Source organism: Streptomyces sp. NPDC088553 (genome assembly GCF_044752965.1).
Taxonomy (GTDB): domain Bacteria; phylum Actinomycetota; class Actinomycetes; order Streptomycetales; family Streptomycetaceae; genus Streptomyces.
Map to the genome: position 1 here is coordinate 437818 of NZ_JBIVMG010000006.1, position 16019 is coordinate 453836.

14 protein-coding genes and 1 tRNA gene are annotated in these 16019 nt (G+C 68.3%); 5 read left to right on the top strand and 10 right to left on the bottom strand.

Features of this window, described 5'->3' with window-relative positions; translation table 11 throughout:
* Positions 1–18 precede the first annotated feature (18 nt).
* From ACIP8Z_RS22640 to ACIP8Z_RS22670, 7 genes are all read right to left on the bottom strand, one after another.
* A complete protein-coding gene (locus ACIP8Z_RS22640) occupies positions 19–1533 on the bottom strand; it encodes a DEAD/DEAH box helicase (RefSeq protein ID WP_402086052.1) in 1515 nt (504 codons plus the stop codon).
* Between the two features lie 258 nt (positions 1534–1791).
* Positions 1792–1995 (bottom strand): cold-shock protein, encoded by a 204-nt coding sequence (locus ACIP8Z_RS22645; RefSeq protein WP_030036716.1) that lies wholly within the window; start codon positions 1993–1995, stop codon positions 1792–1794.
* Positions 1996–2376: 381 nt separating this feature from the next.
* Complete coding sequence (locus ACIP8Z_RS22650; RefSeq protein ID WP_402086054.1) at positions 2377–2526, bottom strand: hypothetical protein; 150 nt, start codon at positions 2524–2526, stop codon at positions 2377–2379.
* 446 nt (positions 2527–2972) lie between these two features.
* The gene (locus ACIP8Z_RS22655) at positions 2973–3551 is read right to left on the bottom strand and encodes a hypothetical protein (protein WP_402086056.1); all 579 of its coding nucleotides are present in this window, start codon (positions 3549–3551) and stop codon (positions 2973–2975) included.
* A complete protein-coding gene (locus ACIP8Z_RS22660) occupies positions 3548–4801 on the bottom strand; it encodes a hypothetical protein (RefSeq protein ID WP_402086058.1) in 1254 nt (417 codons plus the stop codon). The genes ACIP8Z_RS22655 and ACIP8Z_RS22660 overlap by 4 nt, the downstream gene beginning before the upstream one ends.
* Positions 4798–5544, bottom strand: a complete 747-nt coding sequence (locus ACIP8Z_RS22665) for an ABC transporter ATP-binding protein (protein ID WP_402086060.1) — start codon at positions 5542–5544, stop codon at positions 4798–4800. Before ACIP8Z_RS22665 ends, ACIP8Z_RS22660 begins: the two co-directional genes overlap by 4 nt.
* A gap of 1354 nt (positions 5545–6898) precedes the next feature.
* A tRNA-Gly gene (locus ACIP8Z_RS22670) sits at positions 6899–6969 on the bottom strand.
* A gap of 402 nt (positions 6970–7371) precedes the next feature.
* Here ACIP8Z_RS22670 and dcd point away from each other — a divergent pair.
* A complete protein-coding gene (gene dcd, locus ACIP8Z_RS22675) occupies positions 7372–7947 on the top strand; it encodes a dCTP deaminase (protein WP_017240230.1) in 576 nt (191 codons plus the stop codon).
* A 13-nt stretch (positions 7948–7960) separates the two neighbouring features.
* Positions 7961–8458 carry a phosphoribosyltransferase gene (locus tag ACIP8Z_RS22680; protein ID WP_030323619.1) on the top strand — a complete coding sequence of 166 codons (498 nt, stop codon included), beginning with the start codon at positions 7961–7963 and terminating at the stop codon, positions 8456–8458.
* Between the two features lie 70 nt (positions 8459–8528).
* On the opposite strand, the gene ACIP8Z_RS22685 is transcribed toward ACIP8Z_RS22680, so the two are convergent.
* Positions 8529–9425 carry a Yip1 family protein gene (locus tag ACIP8Z_RS22685; protein ID WP_402086062.1) on the bottom strand — a complete coding sequence of 299 codons (897 nt, stop codon included), beginning with the start codon at positions 9423–9425 and terminating at the stop codon, positions 8529–8531.
* A gap of 215 nt (positions 9426–9640) precedes the next feature.
* On the opposite strand from ACIP8Z_RS22685, the gene ACIP8Z_RS22690 reads away from it, so the two are divergent.
* Complete coding sequence (locus ACIP8Z_RS22690) at positions 9641–10387, top strand: hypothetical protein (RefSeq protein WP_402086065.1); 747 nt, start codon at positions 9641–9643, stop codon at positions 10385–10387.
* A gap of 76 nt (positions 10388–10463) precedes the next feature.
* Here the strand turns inward: ACIP8Z_RS22690 and ACIP8Z_RS22695 are convergent, their stop codons facing one another.
* Together ACIP8Z_RS22695 and ACIP8Z_RS22700 are read right to left on the bottom strand one after the other, a co-directional pair.
* The gene (locus tag ACIP8Z_RS22695) at positions 10464–12725 is read right to left on the bottom strand and encodes a (Fe-S)-binding protein (RefSeq protein ID WP_402086068.1); all 2262 of its coding nucleotides are present in this window, start codon (positions 12723–12725) and stop codon (positions 10464–10466) included.
* Positions 12726–12832: 107 nt separating this feature from the next.
* A complete protein-coding gene (locus ACIP8Z_RS22700; RefSeq protein WP_402086070.1) occupies positions 12833–13312 on the bottom strand; it encodes a sugar transferase in 480 nt (159 codons plus the stop codon).
* A 202-nt stretch (positions 13313–13514) separates the two neighbouring features.
* Between ACIP8Z_RS22700 and dnaK the strand changes: the two genes are divergently transcribed.
* Both dnaK and grpE read left to right on the top strand, forming a co-directional pair.
* Positions 13515–15362, top strand: coding sequence for a molecular chaperone DnaK (gene dnaK, locus ACIP8Z_RS22705; protein ID WP_055602963.1), 1848 nt, complete (start codon positions 13515–13517; stop codon positions 15360–15362).
* On the top strand, positions 15362–16015 hold the full coding sequence (gene grpE, locus ACIP8Z_RS22710) for a nucleotide exchange factor GrpE (RefSeq protein ID WP_389032680.1): 654 nt from the start codon (positions 15362–15364) through the stop codon (positions 16013–16015). The genes dnaK and grpE overlap by 1 nt, the downstream gene beginning before the upstream one ends.
* Positions 16016–16019: the final 4 nt, after the last annotated feature.

Here is a 16019-nt window from a genome sequence, read left to right on the forward strand (position 1 = left end):
TTCCTGCTCACGCGGCGTTCAGGCCGCCGCGTCGACGGCGGGCTGCCGCGTGCTCACGCGGCGGGCCGCCGCGGCGGGACTGCGCCGACCGCGGGACACCGGTCCGCGCTTACGCTGCTCGGCCGCCGGCGCGGTGATGGTGACCGGGACGCCGGAAGGGGTCCGGGCGCCGGTGATCCGGTGGAGGGCTTCCTCGCCGGAGCGGACCTGGGTGATCTGGGGGACGATGCCGGCGTCGGCCATGAGGCGGGTCAGGCCGCGGCGCTGGTTGGAGGTGACCAGGGTGACGACGCTGCCGGACTCGCCCGCGCGGGCGGTGCGGCCGCCGCGGTGGAGGTAGTCCTTGTGGTCGGTCGGCGGGTCCACGTTGACGACGAGGTCGAGATTGTCGACGTGGATGCCACGGGCAGCGACGTTCGTGGCGACCAGGACGGTGACGTGTCCGGTCTTGAACCGGGCCAGGGTACGGGTGCGCTGCGGCTGGGACTTGCCGCCGTGGAGTGCCGCGGCGCGCACTCCGCTGTCGAGGAGGTCCTGGGTGAGCCGGTCCACGGCGTGCTTGGTGTCCAGGAACATGATCACCCGGCCCTCGCGCGCCGCGATCTCCGTCGTCACCCGGTGCTTGTCGGCGCCGTGCACGTGCAGGAGGTGGTGCTCCATCGTGGTGACCGCGCCCTGCGAGGGGTCGACGGAGTGGACGACGGGGTCGTTGAGGTAGCGGCGGACCAGGAGGTCGACGTTGCGGTCCAGGGTGGCGGAGAACAGCATCCGCTGGCCCTCGGGGCGCACCTGGTCCAGGAGGGCGGTGACCTGGGGCATGAATCCCATGTCGGCCATCTGGTCGGCCTCGTCCAGGACGGAGATCGCGACCTGGTTCAGCCCGCAGTCACCCCGGTCGATGAGGTCCTTGAGGCGGCCGGGCGTGGCGACGACGACTTCGGCGCCCCCGCGCAGGGCGCCGGCCTGGCGTCCGATGGGCATGCCGCCGACCACGGTCGCCAGGCGCAGCCTGACGGCGCGTGCGTAGGGCGTGAGGGCGTCGGTCACCTGCTGGGCCAGCTCGCGTGTCGGGACGAGGATGAGGGCGAGCGGCCGGCGGGGCTCGGCGCGTTGCCCGGCGGTGCGGGCCAGGAGGGCCAGGCCGAAGGCGAGGGTCTTGCCGGAGCCGGTGCGGCCGCGGCCCAGCACGTCACGACCCACGAGGGAGTTCGGCAGGGTCGCGCCCTGGATCGGGAACGGCACGGACACGCCCTGCGCGGTGAGCGCGGCCAGGAGCTCCCTGGGCATGTCGAGCTCGCCGAACGTCTCGACGGCGGGGAGCGAGGGGGTGATCGTCTTAGGGAGGGCGAACTCTCCCTGTACGGCGGCGGGCCGGCGGCTGTGGCCGCCCGAACGGCTCGGACCTCCCGTACGACTGGGGGCGGACGAACCGAAGCGACTGCCTCGGCCCGAACCGGCGGGGGAGCCGTACGCGTGGCTGCCGCCGTTGCGGCGGGCACGGGAGGAACGGCTGTTCGTGCGTGTGGGGTTCATGCAGAACCTTCCTTGATACGGCGCGTATCGAGGAATTCCGGGAGCGGATGAACAGCGCTGGGAATCACAGGCACGGGCCGAATGAAATGCGAAAGAGAGCAGATCTGCCTGCTCGGAAAGAGAAAGGCCGGCGCGCAACCGCGTGGAGAAAAGGGGTGGTGAGCGCGGGCCGGGTGCAGGCGGAAACCTGCGAAATGGATGCAGCTGGGGCCCGCACCCCGAGGGATGCGGGCCCCAGCTACAAGTCGTGCGTCAGCGTCAGGCGGTTACGATGTTCTCGGCCGTCGGGCCCTTCTGGCCCTGCGCGATGTCGAAGCTCACCTTCTGGCCTTCCTGCAGCTCGCGGAAGCCCTGGGCGGCGATGTTCGAGAAGTGGGCGAACACGTCGGCGCCGCCACCGTCCTGCTCGATGAAGCCGAAGCCCTTTTCCGCGTTGAACCACTTCACAGTGCCAGTAGCCATGTCATGTCTCCTTTGGGGCAGTACGCCGGCGTCCGTACCGTACGGATGCCGTGTCGCCGCGATGATGCCCTGCCCGGAAAATGACCGGAAATAAAGCGCTTCCGTGCGGCGTAGCCGACCGAAGGCGCTTGAAGATTTTCGGGTACCAAAACTGCAACTGACTTCGACAGTAGCACGCCGTCGCAGTATTTGTGCGGCGAGTATTTCCCCCTGCGTGGTGCCGACAAAAACCCTCCCTGCCGGGGCCGCTAAATTCTCCGGCCGCGGACACAGGTATTCATTCACGTCGGGTGCAGCGTCTCTCTCCGCCCGCCGGGAGCGGAGCGGGCCGGCGCGTGGGCATCCTCTCGAAGCACCTGGTCAGGGCTGCGCTCGTGCGGCTCAGTAGTCGGAGAAGTTCCAGAACGCGCCGACCTCGGTGTCAGGGACGACGATCAGGCCCCGGTCCTCCGAATAGACGCTGAGCGGGTTGTACCCCCCGTCGGGGGTCGTGAAGTCGAGCGTCCCGGACGCGGCGCGGCGTCGGTCCACGTGGGTGCGGAAGGTGGCCGCGTCTGGGCGGCGGCCGGCAGATGTACAGGACGCTGTCCTGGCCGGTCGTGTGATGGCCGCGGCGACCCGCTTCAGCCCCGTGGCCCAGCGCCCCCAGGACATGTGGCCGGGAGGCGCGGCGGCCCGCGTGCCCCACGGCCGAACAGCCGGAGGCGCCCTGTAACTGCCGGTACCGGACCATGAAGAAGGCCCAGGTCAGAGACCTGGGCCTTCTCTCAAGAGCGGATGACGGGAATCGAACCCGCGCTATAAGCTTGGGAATCACCCGGCACTTCCGAGGTAAAGGGCACCTGACCTGCAAAAACGTGCTGTCCGGCGATGGATGGGAGGGGCCCGGACCGCCCTTTCGTGACCGCTGTTTACCGTCCTGACTGGCACGTAGTGGCACGCCTTGTTCAGCGCGCTGTGCTCGGGAAGCGCTCACCTCACGATGAGACACCGCGGCGCTTCGTCGTCGACACCTTCAGTGCGACGGCGAAGAGGGCCGCCGCCACCAGCCATGCGCTCACGCTTCGGGCCGGGTAGAGGGCGAGAGCCCACCACGTGTGCGATGCGTGGCCACTGGCATCGTAGGCGCGGCCGAGCATGAGGTTGAGGATGAGGAACAGCAGTCCGGCTGCTGCTGCGGTCGCCTCGTTGGCGAGTCGCCACGTGATGAGGGCGATGGCGAGGAGGAGGGTGATGTTGCGGGCGACGTCCAGTCCCACCACCAGTCCTGCTCCGTGTGCGAGCACCGTGGTGAGGATCACGGCGCCCTGGTCGAACCGGTGGACGGGGACCACCGCCGTGCTCTCCGCTGAGGGGAGCCGCCGTTCCAGGGAGTACATGACCGCGATGACGATCACAACGGGAGTGAAGTAGGCGACGTGAGCGCTGGCCATGCCGCCGGTCAGACTCGGAACGGGAACCTCGCTGGTTCCCACTGTCCCGCTCACCAGAACGAGAAGGAAGATCGCCAAGGGCACGGTCCACCAGCGGCGCACGATGATCGCATAGCGGTTCATGAGATGCCCCTGGGGCAGTGCCCTCCGCTCACCGCAGTCTTGTCGAACCAGTCGAGCTGTTCCTTGGCAGGAAGACGGCGGACCTTCTGGAGTGCGGCCCAGTCGGTATCGAGCATCGCCTGGCGCATGGCCTGTTCGTCCACGCCGATCACCAGCGCGGCCCAGGCGGATGCGACGGCGCTGGGTCGGCGACAGTCGGACCCGCCTGCGAGCGCGGCTGTGCCGACTACTGCCGACTGGGCCAGACTCACCGCGTACTGGCCGGCGTCGGGCTGGGAGTGGACCGGTGGGATCGACCAGTACAGCGGCCAGATACCCGGCTTGAGCGGGACCGCATCGGAGGCGACGCGAAGTTCTAGGGGCGGGGTGACTCCTGCGGCCTTGAGCCGCGAAAGGGGGACCAGCGCATCCCGGCGCAGCTGCTCGGCGTACTGCTTGTATTCCGGCGGCACGCACACACTTGGGGCGGCTCCCACGCAGGTCATGGCGACGCTTCGGGGGCTCGTCGGGCGTTGGTAGCCCCAGTCGGCGACCAGGATGCGGCCGGTGACGAACGTGATCGCCAGCACGAAGACACAGGCGGCTGTGCCCCAGGCGCGCCGGCGCATATGGACGAAGAGCCAGAGGGCAAGGGCCACCCCGGCGACGACGGCCCACGGCACGGTGTACACGGCAGACGTGCGTACGTCTGTGACGCTCGACGTTCCGTCGATGAAGCCTCCGAGGTGGCGGACCCACGGGTTGGCCAAGGTGTGCGGTATCGAGAGCCAGGCCCAGCAGCCAAGCCCGGCAATGGGCGCCGCGATACTCCTGGGCAGCACCATTCCCAGGCACCAACCGATGATCAGCCAGCCGAGGGGAACCACGATCAGATGCGCTACGGCGAGCCACCCGGCATCACTCGGCCACACACCCACGGCCCTACGGGCCATCACGAGCGCCTCAACAATGAGGAGCAGGTGCAGGAGCAATGCGGGAGTGGCGGCCCGGAAAAGCTGTTGAGCAAGGGGTCGTGCGCTGACGGTTCGCACATCGCCCAGTAGACGGTGGCGGCCCGCTTCCCATGCGGCGGCCCCGGCCACTGCCGGGGCAATGATTGCCATGCCGTAGGCCGCGAGCTCTCCGGACTCCACCCCGTATTCCGACGGCGCGGTATAGGTGACGTCGTCGATGTACAAACCGGCGTAGAACATGGCAGGCAGAGCCAGCCACAGCGCGGCCGAGGAACGGAGGTTCGCCCAGGTGATCACTCGTTCGCCTCCAGCAGCGAGGCGTACGCGCTCTCCAGGCGCCGGCCCGGCGCGCAGTCGGGTTGGGCATGCGCGGCGAATTCCTCGACCGTTCCTCTGAACCTTGACCGGCCCGACTCCAGGACGACGACCTCGTCAAAGGCTTCGTCGAGGTCGCCGATGTCATGGGTGGAGACGATCACGTTGACGGTGCCGCGCAGTGAGATCAGCAGATCGAGGAACCGACGCCGCTGGTGAGGGTCAAGCCCGACAGTTGGTTCGTCGAGAAGCAGCAAATCAGCTTCATGGACAAGCGCTTGAGCAATGGCGATCCGCTGCTGCTGGCCACCGGACAGAGCCTTGACCTTGTTGTTCATCTTGTCTGTGAGGCCGACTCTCTCGATTGCCTCGGGCGCTGCGCGCCAGGCGGCACCCTCCCCCATGCCCTTGAGCCAGCCGACGTACGCCACATGCTCCCTGCACGTCAATCCCGGGAGGAATCCGGGGCGCTGCGGCAACCAGGACACCTTGCGTCGGTAATTCTGCACGTGCCGGCGGTTTGTCGGGTCGAGCCGCCCGTACCGGACAAGTCCCGACTGAGGTTGCAGGGCGCTGGCGCCGAGGGAAAGGAGGGTGCTCTTTCCTGCACCGTTGGGCCCGAGGAGAACGGTGTGTCCGGGGACGAACTCCAGGTCGAGCCGGTCTAGAACGGGGCGGGATGTGCGGGGATAGCGGAAGGTACAAGACTGGTACTGCAAGGGCATGGGTGGTACCTCGGCGCAGTGAGGAGGCACCTTCGGCCCCACGCGCGCAAGGCGTGGGGCCGAAGGAACAGGAATGTCAGTAGGTGACGGTAAGCGACTTAACCGTCAGCCAGAGGTTTACTCCCGCCTCGTTCACGGCGAAGTAGTAGTCCCCGGAGCCGTGATCTGACCAGTTGCCGGTAGAGGTGGAGGTGCTGCTGGCGAAGCACTGGGTGAACGACGCCGTCGCGTAGGCCGGGTCGGGCCCGAAGGTGTCCTTGCGGAGGCGGACGTCGGTGCCCGTGCCATTGCTGTCGCAGCCGGTGAACTTGATCGTGGTCGTGCCACCGGTGTCGTACCAACGGCGAGACTCGTAGCCGGGCAGAACCCCCGTCAGAGAGCTGGATCAGCTTGCCGCCTGGGCCGGCGGGGTGAGGATGCCAAGCACAGCGGCGACACCAAGACCAACGGTACCTCTTCGACGGCCGGACTTACGCAGGCCGGTGAGACGTGTAGATCTCACGGGTTTCCCCCCTGGGAAGTTGACAAAGGCGACCGTGATCGTAGGAAGGGCAGTGGCGGTTGATCGACGATCAGTGGGGTTTCGGTCGAGAGTTCGTCACATCAACATGCTGGGTGGCTGAGATTCCCCACAATCTCCCCTTGACGCGCGGTCATGGGGACACGGGCTCTGACGAAGTCGGTGCCGCCGTCACGATTCCCCAGGAATCGAAAGCGGCGTCACTGCGACGACTGGTCCGACAGCGCAGTCGCCAGATCCAGCGCGGTGGGGCGCTGACCCGGGCGCGCAGAGACGGCATCTCGGAGGATCGCGAGCAGGTCTGGCCACTGAGGAGCATCGGCGATGGGCAACTGCCGACGGGCGACGAGACGGCGGATTTCAGGCCCGGCTAGACGGCCGGGGGTGATGCCGGCCGCCGTGCAGTCGCGATGCCAAGGCCGGTGGCGGCATTCCAGACGGTGGCAGCGAGGGCGTAGACCTCGGTGGCGGGGGTGACCCTGACCGGGCGGTGGCCGGCTTCGATCTCGGCGGCCAGTTCGGGGGCCAAGATGTGGGGAAGACCGCCATGGAAGGTCCCTGAGGGGGTGAAGGTGGGGGAGACGTCCCAGGTGGACGGACCGTCGTGCCACGGGGTGATCAGCCAGGAGGTGGTCCTGGTGCTGCCGGAGGCGATGAGCTGGGCTGCGGCCTGGCATGTGTTCGGCGACCGGGGTCTCTCGGGGCGAGACGGTGCGCCACGTGCCCTCCGAACAGGGTCTTCGTTCGAGATGGGGCACACGGAGGGCACGGCAGGCCCTGATAGGTCTAGACAACGACGAAGCCCCAGGTCGCTGACCTGGGGCTTCGTTCAAGAGCGGATGACGGGAATCGAACCCGCGCTATAAGCTTGGGAAGCTCATGTTCTACCATTAAACTACATCCGCACAGCGGCCCGATGAACGGTGCCGCATCGTTGCACACTGTACCCCATGCGCCACTTGCGGCGAAGCTTGCGCCTTTTCGGGTGCGGAGTGCCGCCTGGAGGGTGTCCCGTTGATCCCCTAATGTGGCTTCCCGTCCACCACATGTGTAGGGGAAGGGACTTGATGGGTTCGATGGAGCGCACCGTCGTCCGTTGTGCCGAAGGGCATGTGTTCAGTACCGCTTCGTTCCCGCTGCAGCAGCTCGGGGCCGGGCGGATCGGGCCAGGGCGGCTCATCCGGTGTCCGCGCTGTGCGCGGCTGCGGCATGCGGTGCCGGTGGAGTCCGGACGGCGCTGACCAGCGCCCGGGGCGCGGATGCCTGCCGATTGGGGCAGGTCCGCGCCCTCTGCGTATCGTGGGGGCGTGCTTCTCTCAGACAAGGACATCCGGGCCGAGATCGATGCCGGACGGGTGCGCATCGACCCGTACGACGAATCCATGGTGCAGCCCTCGAGCATCGACGTGAGGCTTGACCGCTTCTTCCGGGTGTTCGAGAACCACCGCTACCCCCACATCGACCCCGCCGTCGAGCAGCTCGACCTGACCCGCGAGGTCGAGCCCGAGGGTGACGAGGCGTTCATCCTCCACCCCGGCGAGTTCGTGCTCGCCTCGACCTACGAGGTCATCACCCTCCCGGACGACATCGCGTCGCGCCTTGAGGGGAAGAGCTCCCTCGGGCGGCTCGGGCTCGTGACGCATTCGACCGCCGGGTTCATCGACCCCGGTTTCTCGGGGCACGTGACCCTGGAGCTGTCGAACCTCGCCACCCTGCCGATCAAGCTCTGGCCCGGCATGAAGATCGGGCAGCTGTGCATGTTCCGGCTGAGCTCGCCCGCCGAGTTCCCGTACGGGAGCGAGCGATACGGCTCCCGGTACCAGGGCCAGCGGGGGCCGACGGCCTCCCGCTCGTTCATGAACTTCCATCGGACCCAGGTGTGAGGCGGTCGCAGGCATGAGTGAAGTACGCGAGAACCTGACGTACGAGGGTTTCGGGCGCGCCGTCCGTGAGCTGGCGCAGACGATCGCCGACGACGGCTACGAGCCCGACATCGTGCTCTCGATCGCCCGCGGCGGCGTCTTCGTCGCCGGCGGTCTGGCCTACGCCCTGGACTGCAAGAACATCCACCTCGTGAACGTGGAGTTCTACACCGGTGTGGGCACCACCCTGGAGATGCCGGTCATGCTGGCGCCCGTGCCCGACGCGATCGACTTCAGCGACAAGAAGGTGCTCATCACCGACGACGTCGCCGACACCGGCAAGACCCTCAAGCTCGTCCACGACTTCTGCGTCGACCACGTCGCCGAGGTCCGCTCCGCCGTCATCTACGAGAAGTCCCACTCCCTCGTGAAGTGCGAGTACGTGTGGAAGAAGACCGACGAGTGGATCAACTTCCCCTGGTCGGTCGAGCCGCCCGTCGTCAAGCGCGAGGGTCAGGTGCTCGACGCCTGAGCCCGCGTGACGGAATGACGAGAGGCCCCCACCGCACCGGTGGGGGCCTCTTCGCGTGCGTTCCGTATCGTCAGAGCGTGCCGAGCTTGATCAGGCCCAGCAGTGCCACCAGCTGGATCGCCGACGCGCCCAGCGCCTTCGGCCACGGCAGGTCGTGCGAGCGGCTCACCATCATCGTGAAGAGCGCCCCGGCCGCCAGCCAGGTCAGCCAGCCGATCACCTGGACCAGGCCGTTCTCGCCGCCCAGGAAGAGCGCGAAGACGAGCCGCGGCGCGTCCGTGATCGACATGATCAGCATCGACAGGCCCACCGTCGGCTGCCACGCCCCGTCGCCGCCCAGCTGGCGCGCGAGCGTGTGCGTCACCGAGCCCAGGATCAGTCCGCCGACGACGAAGCCGAGGGCGGTCATCAGGACGTACGGGATCGCCGTCGAGAGGGTCGCGTTGATCGCCTCGTCGCGCGCCTTGTCGAAGCCGAAGATCGCGAGCAGCCCGTACAGGAAGGTGACGATCAGCGCCGGGCCCCACACCGCGTGGTCCCGCATCCGCAGGAAGGTGTCCGCCGGGCGCAGCACGATGCCGCTCAGGAGCGCCTTCCAGGGGAGCCGGGGGCCCGTCGGGACGGGCGCGGCGCCGGCGTGGTGGGTCGCGGCGTCGCCGTAGGGGTCGTCGACGCTGAACATCTGGGTGTGGCCCGGGTTGTTGGCCGTCGCCGCGTGCGGGTGCTGCGGCTGGCCGTACGGCTCGCCGAAGTACTCCGGCTCCCCGTAGGGCTGCCCCTGGTGCCCCTGCTGCCCGCGCTGGTGCCCTTGAGGCCCCTGGTGTCCCTGGTGCCCCTGCGGTGGCTGCTGTTGCCACTGCTGCTGCGGGTACGGCGGCGGGGCCGCGTTGTACCCGTACGGCGCCTGCTGCGGTTGATTGTGCGGGGGGCGGTTGTCCCGGCCGCGTCCGTTCCTGAATCCAGCCACGTCGTCGAACGTACCCGCTTCCGCTGTGCGGGCGCTCCCCGGACCTGTCCTTGCCACTGAGCTGTGACATCCCCTAGGGGGTTGAGCGGACCCGCTGTGGGCCGTGACACGGTCGGTGGGCAGGCTTGCGACCGTCGTTACAAATCCGACGTATCACCTCAATGTCGTACTCGTAGCTTCGGAGACGTCAGCGACCCGAGCAAGGAGTTCTTCCGATGCGTGTCACCCGTCGTTCCGCCCGTACCGCCGCCGTCGCCACCGGGGCCGTCGCCGCCCTCCTGCTGCCGGCCGCCGGAGCCTTCGCCGCCGACGGGCCGGACCGGGGCCCCGACCCGGCGCCGGCGCCGACGTCGAGCGACCAGTCGGTCCTCTGGCGGAACGTCGACCTCGCCGACGGTTCGCTCGCCAAGGTCTACCAGGACGGACCGGGCCGCTTCTCCGCCGAGATCTACGCCGGCGGGTCCCTGATCGACACCCTCACCAGCACCGACGGGCAGCCCGCGTACGGGCAGAACAACGGCCTCCACGTCGTCCTCCAGCCGGACGGCACCGTGCGCTCCTGGGTCGAGACCGCCCCCGAGCCGGACCCGACCCCCACCCCGAAGCCCAAGCCGACCCCCGAGCCCGCCCCGCAGCCGAAGAAGAACACCGCGCGGCACGCCGACGCCGAGGTCGCCCTCCCCGACGCCAAGGTCACCCTCCCCGACGGGAACGTCGCCCGGCTCTTCAAGAGCAAGAACCGGCCCCGTATCGAGCTCACCCAGAAGAACGGCCGCTCCCTCGGCTCCCTCGACATCAAGCACCCGACCGCCGCCCACCACGGCTGGACGTACAAGCTCGTCGACGCCGGCAAGCACCAGTACAAGCTCGCCGCCATCGACACCCCCCGGCAGGGCGCCGGCAGCTGGGTCTACGACTTCCAGGGCAGGCTCGTCGAGAAGTACGTCGCCCAGAAGGCCTGACGCGACCGATCCCCCGGCATGACGAAGAGGGCCGCCCCGCGATCTCGCGGGGCGGCCCTCTCTCACGTACCGGGTCCTACTTCGCCGGTTCCGGCTCCGGCTCCTCGGCCGGCTCCGGCTCCGGGTCCACCGGGGTCTTCACCGATTCGAGGAGCAGCTGGGCCACGTCCACGACCGTGACGGACTCCTTGGCCTTGCCCTCGTTCTTCTTGCCGTTGACCGAGTCGGTCAGCATGACGAGGCAGAACGGGCAGGCGGTGGAGACGATGTCCGGGTCGAGGGACAGGGCCTCCTCGACGCGCTCGTTGTTGATGCGCTTGCCGATCCGCTCCTCCATCCACATCCGGGCACCACCGGCGCCGCAGCAGAAGCCGCGCTCCTTGTGGCGGTGCATCTCCTGCTGGCGCAGGCCGGGGACGGCGGACATGATCTCGCGCGGCGGCGTGTACACCTTGTTGTGACGGCCCAGGTAGCACGGGTCGTGGTAGGTGATGAGGCCGTCGACCGGGGTCACCGGGACCAGCTTGCCCTCGTCGATGAGGTGCTGGAGCAGCTGGGTGTGGTGGATGACCTCGTACTCGCCGCCGAGCTGCGGGTACTCGTTGGCGATGGTGTTGAAGCAGTGCGGGCAGGTCGAGACGATCCGCTTCGCCGACTTCGGCTTCTTCGTCGACTCGTCCTCGTCGTCCTCGCCGAACGCCATGTTCAGCATGGCGACGTTCTCCTGGGCGAGCTGCTGGAACAGCGGCTCGTTGCCCAGGCGGCGGGGGGAGTCACCGGTGCACTTCTCGTCGCCGCCCATGATCGCGAACTTGACGCCCGCCATGTGCAGCAGCTCGGCGAAGGCCTTGGTGGTCTTCTTGGCCCGGTCCTCCAGGGCGCCGGCGCAGCCGACCCAGTAGAGGTAGTCGAACTCGGAGAGGTCCTCGACGTCCTTGCCCACGATCGGGACCTCGAAGTCGACCTCCTTGGTCCACTCGACGCGCTGCTTCTTCGCCAGGCCCCAGGGGTTGCCCTTCTTCTCCAGGTTCTTGAGCATCGTGCCGGCCTCCGAGGGGAAGGCGGACTCGATCATCACCTGGTAGCGGCGCATGTCGACGATGTGGTCGATGTGCTCGATGTCGACCGGGCACTGCTCGACGCAGGCGCCGCAGGTGGTGCAGGACCACAGGACGTCGGGGTCGATGACGCCGTTCTCCTCGGCGGTGCCGATGAGGGGGCGCTCGGCCTCGGCGATCGCGGCGGCGGGGACGTCCTTGAGCTGCTCCTCGGTGGCCTTCTCGTTGCCCTCCATGTCCTTGCCGCCGCCGGCGAGCAGGTACGGCGCCTTGGCGTGCGCGTGGTCGCGCAGCGACATGATGAGGAGCTTGGGGGAGAGGGGCTTGCCGGTGTTCCAGGCGGGGCACTGCGACTGGCAGCGGCCGCACTCGGTGCAGGTGGAGAAGTCGAGGATGCCCTTCCAGGAGAACTGCTCGACCTGGGAGACACCGAAGACGGCGTCCTCGGCCGGGTCCTCCCAGTCGATCTCCTTGCCGGCCGTGGTCATCGGCTGGAGGGCGCCCAGGGCGGTGGAGCCGTCGGCGTTCCGCTTGAACCAGATGTTCGGGAAGCCGAGGAAGCGGTGCCAGGCGACACCCATGTTCGTGTTGAGCGAGACCGTGATCATCCAGGTGAAGGACGTGACGATCTTGAGCGCCGCGACGAAGTAGGTGAGGTGCTGGATCGTGCTCAGGTCCAGGTTGTCGAGCAGCGCGATCAGCGGGTACGAGGCGAAGAAGCCCGGCTCCCAGCTGGTGACGTGGTGCTGGACGCCTTCGAGGGCCCGCAGCGTCATGATGCAGAGGCCGACGATCAGGATGACGGCCTCGACGAAGTACGCCTGGCCGGTCTTGGAGCCCGCGAAGCGGGACTTGCGGCCCGCCTTGGTGGGCTTGCTGAGCTGCCGGATCACGATGAGGGTCACGATGCCCAGGACCGTCATCAGGCCGAGGAACTCGGTGAAGATCTCGTACGGCAGCCAGTCGCCGATGATCGGGATCAGCCAGTCGGCCTGGAAGAGCTGGCCGAAGGCGTTGACGATCGTCAGGAGCAGCGAGAAGAAGCCCACCGCCACGAACCAGTGCGCGAAGCCGACGATGCCCCAGCGGTTCATCCGGGTGTGGCCGAGGAATTCCTTGACCAGGGTCACGGTGCGCTGGGTGGGGTCGCCGGTGCGGGTGCCGGCGGGCACGGGCTGCCCGAGGCGCACGAACCGGTAGATCTGCACGGTGGCACGACCGAACAGCGCGACGGCCACCACCGTGATGGCGATCGACACGATGATCGCGGCGAGTTGCATGAGGGGCTCCTCGGGCGGGCCTACTAAGCGGTAACTTATGGAGTCCGTGCTGAGATTACCCGTTCGGGGCCCCGTGCTGTAGCGGCGCTCGCGGTGATCTGTGTCGCTCAGGCAAACCTTGCCGCGCGACGTCTGCGGACTGCTGGAAGCGTACGCGCCAGGATCGTCAGATCCATCCCCAGCCAGTGGTGGTCCACATAGTGCAGGTCGAGCAGCTCGCGCTCCTCCCACGGCAGGTCCGAGCGCCCGCTGATCTGCCACGGGCCGGTCAGCCCCGGGCGTACGGAGAGCCGGCGGCGTCCCTCGCCCGCGCACTCGCGGTGGCCCGGGGTCAGGGGACACGGTCCGACCAGCGACATCCGGCCGCCGACGACGTGCACGAGGAGCGGCAGCGCGGCCAGCGGGCTCTTCGTGCGGAAGGTCAGCATCGTGAAGGGTTCTCCCCCCAGGCCCGCCACCGTGCGGCGGCGCAGTACCGCGCCGCTGCCGCCGAGGGCGATGGAGAGGGCGGTGCCCGCGATCAGGGGCGAGAGCGCGAGGAGCAGAAGGAGTCCGGCCGCCATGTCGACCGCGCGCTTCGCCGTCATGCGCTCACACCCTTCGGCGGGAATCCTGGGATATGTCCGGACCCTCTCATGCGAACCTGGTCAAACAGGGGAACGGCACGCGCTGTGAGTGCCGGGGGTAGTGAAGAGTTGAGCCACCTACGCTCAGGTCTGTTGACGCGGTCCGCGTCGTCATGCATCCTTGAGTCAGATCCACTCAAGTACGTCAGCTGGAGGAATCGAAATGGCACGTGCGGTCGGCATCGACCTGGGCACGACTAACTCCGTCGTCAGCGTTCTGGAAGGCGGCGAGCCCACCGTCATCACCAACGCCGAGGGCGCCAGGACCACGCCGTCCGTCGTCGCCTTCGCGAAGAACGGCGAGGTGCTCGTCGGCGAGGTGGCCAAGCGTCAGGCCGTCACCAACGTCGACAGGACCATCCGGTCGGTCAAGCGCCACATGGGCACCGACTGGAAGATCGAGATCGACGGCAAGAACTTCAACCCGCAGCAGATGAGCGCCTTCATCCTGCAGAAGCTGAAGCGCGACGCCGAGGCCTACCTGGGCGAGAAGGTCGTCGACGCGGTCATCACCGTTCCGGCGTACTTCAACGACTCCGAGCGCCAGGCCACCAAGGAGGCCGGTGAGATCGCGGGCCTCAACGTCCTGCGCATCGTCAACGAGCCGACCGCGGCCGCCCTCGCGTACGGCCTCGACAAGGACGACCAGACGATCCTCGTCTTCGACCTCGGTGGTGGCACCTTCGACGTGTCCCTCCTGGAGATCGGCGACGGCGTCGTCGAGGTGAAGGCCACCAACGGTGACAACCACCTCGGTGGTGACGACTGGGACCAGCGCGTCGTCGACTACCTGGTGACGCAGTTCCAGAACGGCCACGGTGTGGACCTGGCCAAGGACAAGATGGCTCTCCAGCGTCTCCGCGAGGCCGCGGAGAAGGCGAAGATCGAGCTCTCGTCCTCGACCGAGACCTCCATCAACCTGCCGTACATCACGGCCTCCGCCGAGGGCCCGCTGCACCTGGACGAGAAGCTCACCCGAGCCCAGTTCCAGCAGCTGACCTCGGACCTGCTCGACCGCTGCAAGGTGCCGTTCCACAACGTCATCAAGGACGCGGGCATCAACCTCTCCGAGATCGACCACGTCGTCCTCGTCGGTGGTTCGACCCGTATGCCGGCCGTCGCCGAGCTCGTCAAGGAGCTGACCGGCGGTCAGGACGCCAACAAGGGCGTCAACCCGGACGAGGTCGTCGCCATCGGCGCCGCGCTCCAGGCCGGTGTCCTCAAGGGTGAGGTCAAGGACGTCCTGCTCCTCGACGTGACCCCGCTGTCCCTCGGCATCGAGACCAAGGGCGGCATCATGACCAAGCTCATCGAGCGCAACACCACGATCCCGACCAAGCGGTCCGAGATCTTCACGACGGCCGAGGACAACCAGCCGTCCGTGCAGATCCAGGTCTACCAGGGCGAGCGCGAGATCGCGGCGTACAACAAGAAGCTCGGCATGTTCGAGCTGACCGGTCTGCCGCCGGCCCCGCGTGGTGTCCCGCAGATCGAGGTCGCCTTCGACATCGACGCCAACGGCATCATGCACGTGACCGCGAAGGACCTCGGCACGGGCAAGGAGCAGAAGATGACCGTCACCGGCGGCTCCTCGCTGCCGAAGGACGAGGTCGACCGGATGCGCCAGGAGGCCGAGCAGTACGCGGACGAGGACCACCGTCGCCGCGAGGCCGCCGAGTCCCGCAACCAGGGCGAGCAGCTCGTCTACCAGACGGAGAAGTTCCTCAAGGACAACGAGGACAAGGTCCCCGGTGACGTCAAGGCCGAGGTCGAGGCCGCGCTCGTCGAGCTGAAGGACAAGCTCAAGGGCGAGGACACCGCCGAGATCCGCACCGCCACCGAGAAGGTCGCGGCCGTCTCCCAGAAGCTCGGCCAGGCGCTCTACGCCGACGCCCAGGGCGCGCAGGCCGCGGGCGGCGACGCCGGCGCCGGCCAGCAGGCCCAGGCCGACGACGACGTCGTCGACGCCGAGATCGTGGACGAGGACAAGCCGAAGGGCGGCGCTGCCTGATGTCGGAGGAGACCCCGGGCTTCGAGGAGAAGCCCGAAGTCCCCGCCGACGGCACGCCCGAGGAGCCCGAGACCGCCGCTGCCGCCGCGTCCGCCGACAAGGCGGAGGGGGCGGCCCCGGCCGGGGACGCTACTGACGTAGCTCTGCTGGCGCAGCTGGACCAGGCCCGCAAGGCGCTCGAGGAGCGCACCGCGGACCTCCAGCGGCTCCAGGCCGAGTACCAGAACTACCGCCGCCGCGTGGAGCGGGACCGGGTCACGGTCAAGGAGATCGCCGTCGCGAGCCTCCTGAGCGACCTGCTCCCGGTGCTCGACGACGTCGGCCGGGCCCGGGACCACGGCGAGCTCGTGGGCGGGTTCAAGTCGGTGGCCGAATCGCTGGAGACCGTCGTCGCCAAGATGGGTCTGCAGCAGTTCGGCAAGGAGGGCGAGCCCTTCGACCCGACGATCCACGAGGCCCTGATGCACTCGTACGCGCCGGACGTCACCGAGACGACGTGCGTGGCGATCCTGCAGCCGGGGTACCGCATCGGCGAGCGGACCATCCGGCCCGCCCGCGTGGCCGTCGCCGAGCCCCAGCCGGGCGCGGCGCCGGCCAAGGACGACGCGAAGTCGTCCACGGACGAGGAGAGCGGTGCCCCCGAGGAGGGGTAGCGCG